Source organism: Streptomyces sp. UH6 (assembly GCF_013421635.1).
Classification (GTDB): Bacteria; Actinomycetota; Actinomycetes; order Streptomycetales; family Streptomycetaceae; genus Streptomyces; species Streptomyces abyssomicinicus.
Genome location: NZ_JACADT010000648.1, coordinates 1 through 3,297 on the forward strand (window position 1 = coordinate 1; position 3,297 = coordinate 3,297).

General features: G+C 74.6%; 4 protein-coding genes. All 4 read left to right on the plus strand.

Annotated elements, in window-relative coordinates; all coding sequences use genetic code 11:
* Window positions 1-190: universal stress protein (locus HW445_RS23615; protein ID WP_180222962.1), on the plus strand; the 190-nt coding region annotated here is incomplete at its 5' end.
* 210 nt (window positions 191-400) lie between these two features.
* The gene (locus HW445_RS23620) at window positions 401-847 is read left to right on the plus strand and encodes a pyridoxamine 5'-phosphate oxidase family protein (RefSeq protein WP_180222963.1); all 447 of its coding nucleotides are present in this window, start codon (window positions 401-403) and stop codon (window positions 845-847) included.
* 187 nt (window positions 848-1,034) lie between these two features.
* Window positions 1,035-1,727 (plus strand): response regulator transcription factor, encoded by a 693-nt coding sequence (locus HW445_RS23625; protein WP_151772060.1) that lies wholly within the window; start codon window positions 1,035-1,037, stop codon window positions 1,725-1,727.
* 46 nt (window positions 1,728-1,773) lie between these two features.
* Window positions 1,774-3,297 (plus strand): GAF domain-containing protein (locus HW445_RS23630; RefSeq protein ID WP_218957326.1); only part of this gene is annotated, 1,524 nt, incomplete at its 3' end.

Below are 3,297 nucleotides of genomic sequence, written 5' to 3' on the forward strand. Positions count from 1 at the left end.
GGTCCGGGTGAGCGAGGTCTCACGCACCGGCGGGGCCGCCGACCACCTGCTGGACGCGGCGGCGGCCGCCTCCCTCGTCGTCGTCGGACGGCGCGTCCGGCGCGGCACGCTCGGCATCCACATCGGGCCGGTCGCGCACGCGGTGATGCACCACGCCACCGTGCCCGTCGCGGTCGTCGCCCACGACTGACCGCCGCCGGCCGTGCCCGCTCCGTGCGGAACGCCGGAACGCCGGAACGGCGGAGCGGCGGAGCGGGCACCGGGGCCCAACGGCCCACCGCGGCCGGGACGGGTGGCCGCGGCGCAGACGGCCGGAGGACCCTCGCACGAGAAGGGGGCGAACCCCGAGAATCGACGCACATCCTCTGCATTTCCGCACCGGGCGAAAGACGGAACGGCCATGTACCGCAACGACGGATTCCGCGAACTCGACCGCCGGGAGAGCCTGCGCCTGCTGGCGACCGCCGCCATCGGCCGGATCGTGCACACCCGGCAGGCGCTGCCCGCCGTGCTGCCGGTGAACTTCCGCCTGGACCACGACGGGGCGGTGGTGCTGCGCACCTCGGCCGCCTCCGAACTCGCCCGGGCCGTTGACGGGACGGTCGTCGCGTTCGAGGCGGACGAGGTCGACCGGGTGGCGGGAGCGGGCTGGAGCGTCGTCGTCACCGGGGCCGCCGAAGTGGTGACCGACCCGCGGGAGCACCGGCGCCTGCTGGAGCGCGGACCCCGCTCCTGGGTACCGGTGCCCGCGCGGCAGGAGGTCTTCATCCGGATCCTTCCCGAACTGGTCACCGGCCGGGAGGTGATCGACGGGCACGCTCCGCACACGGCCGGCCTCGGCTCCTGAGGCGGACCCCCACTCCCGCGACGACCGGCCGATGGGCGACCCTGTAATCCGGGGCCGACCGGCCGGGGGCCCGAGGGCCGTCCGGCCCTGTCGGGCCCCGGCCCGGGCCGGAGATGCTCTCCGGCGGGGGCCGGCCCAGTCGGGCGGCGCCGTACGACGGCGCGGCGGACCTGCGAGAAGGAGAACGATGTCGGACACCGGGCGGACCGGAACCGAGGGCCCGGTCAGGGTCTTCCTGCTGGACGATCACGAAGTGGTGCGGCGGGGCGTACGCGACCTGCTGGACGACGAGCCGGACATCACCGTGGTGGGCGAGGCCGGGACCGTCGAGCAGGCCATGGTGCGCGTGCCGGCGCTGCGTCCGCAGGTCGCCGTGCTCGACGTGCGCCTGCCGGACGGCGACGGGGTGTCCGTCTGCCGCGAGCTGCGGTCGCGGATGCCGGACCTGGCCTGCCTGATGCTCACCTCGTTCGACGACGAGGAGGCCCTGCTGGACTCCATCATGGCCGGGGCCTCCGGGTACGTGCTCAAGCAGATCCAGGGATCCGACCTGATCTCCGCCGTGCGGATGGTCGCCCAGGGCAAGTCGCTGCTGGACCCCAGCGCCACCGCCAAGCTGATGGCCCGGCTCAGGGCCGGGGCGGCCCCGGAACCGGAGCCCGAACCGCTGCCCGGACTGACCGAACGGGAGCGGGAGATCCTCGCACTGGTGGGGGAGGGCCTGACCAACCGGCAGATCGGGCAGCGGCTCTACCTCGCCGAGAAGACCGTCAAGAACCACATCTCGCGGCTGCTGGCCAAGCTGGGCGTCGAGCGCCGTATCCAGGCGGCCGTCATCGCCAGCCAGGTCCAGGACCGGCAGGGCCGCGACCAGCACTGAAAGGCCGACGGTGGGCAGCACCGACGAATCGCACGAGCAGCCGCGGATGCGGCTGCCCCAGCTCCAGCTCGACGAGCTGCTGCGGGAGGTCCAGGCACGGCTCGACCTCGCCCGGGGCACCCGGGACCGGGTGCACAGCCTCCTGGACGCGGTGCTCGCGGTCGGCAGGGAGCTCGACCTCCAGCAGGCGCTGCGCGGCATCGTGGAGGCGGCCGCCTCCCTGGTCGACGCCCGGTACGCGGCGCTCGGCGTGATCGGCCCGGACGGCCGGCGCCTCTCCGCCTTCCACACCGTCGGCGTGGACGAGAACGGGATCTCGGAGATCGGCGCCCACCCCGAGGGCCACGGCATCCTCGGCGAACTGATCCGGCGTCCACAGCCGCTGCGGCTCACCAGGCTCTCCGAGCACGCCTCCTCCTTCGGTCTGCCCCCGAACCACCCGCCGATGGACAGCTTCCTGGGCGTCCCGATCCGGGTGCGCGACCAGGTCTTCGGCAACCTGTACCTGACCGAGAAGCGGGGCGGCGCCCAGTTCGACGAGGACGACGAGGCGGTGCTCTCCACGCTGGCCGTCGCGGCGGGCGTGGCGATCGACAACGCCCGCCTCTACGAGGAGTCCCGGCTGCGCGAGCGGTGGCTGCGCGCCAACGCCGAGGTCACCCACAGCCTGATGTCCGGCACCGGCCGCACCGAGGTGCTCCGGCTGGTCGCCGACCGGGCCCGCGAGATCACCGGGGCGGCCCGCGCGCTGGTCGCCGTCCCGGTCGACGGAGGCGAGACTCTCCGCGTCGAACTGGCCACCGGCGCCGACGGCGAGAGGTTCCACGGCGCCGAGACGAAACCCGGCAGCGGCCTGCTCGGCACCGCGTTCTCCTCGGCCGCACCGGTCACCAGCGACGACGTCGCCCACGACGAGCGGCTCGCCACCTCCGCCGCCCGGGTCACCGGGCTCGGTCCCGCGGTCGCCCTGCCCATCGGCACGGGCGACACCGAGGTGCGGGGCGTGGTGATGCTGATGCGCGAGGCCGGGGAACCCGTCTACACCGAGAAGGAGACGGAGCCGCTCCAGGCGTTCGCCGCCCAGGCCGCCATCGCCATGGAACTGGCCGACCGCCGCCACGACGCCGAGCGGGTGGCCGTGCTCCAGGACCGTGACCGGATAGCCCGCGACCTGCACGACCTCGCCATCCAGCGGCTGTTCGCCACCGGGATGACCCTGCAGAGCGCCGGCCGGTTCATCGAGCACCCGCGGGCCGCGGACCGGGTGGTGCGCGCGGTCGACGACCTGGACGAGACCATCAAGATCATCCGGTCCACCGTCTTCGGCCTCCGCTCCCACACCGACGGGACCCCGTCCGGACTGCGGGCCCGGGTGGTGCGGGTGGCCGGCCGGGCCGCCCCGGTGCTCGGGTTCGCGCCCGCCGTGCGGATGCAGGGCCTGGTCGACACCGACGTGTCCCCGAGGATCGCCGACCACGCGGTGGCCGTGCTCTCCGAGGCGCTGACCAACGTCGCCCGGCACGCCCGCGCCAGCCGGGCCGACGTCTCGCTGGAGACCGACCGGCGGGCC

Excerpts from the sequence above, each read along its gene's own strand:
- HW445_RS23625 (WP_151772060.1), top strand. The coding sequence starts at position 1,035 with ATGTCGGACACCGGGCGGACCGGAACCGAGGGCCCGGTCAGGGTCTTC.
- HW445_RS23620 (WP_180222963.1), top strand. The coding sequence starts at position 401 with ATGTACCGCAACGACGGATTCCGCGAACTCGACCGCCGGGAGAGCCTG.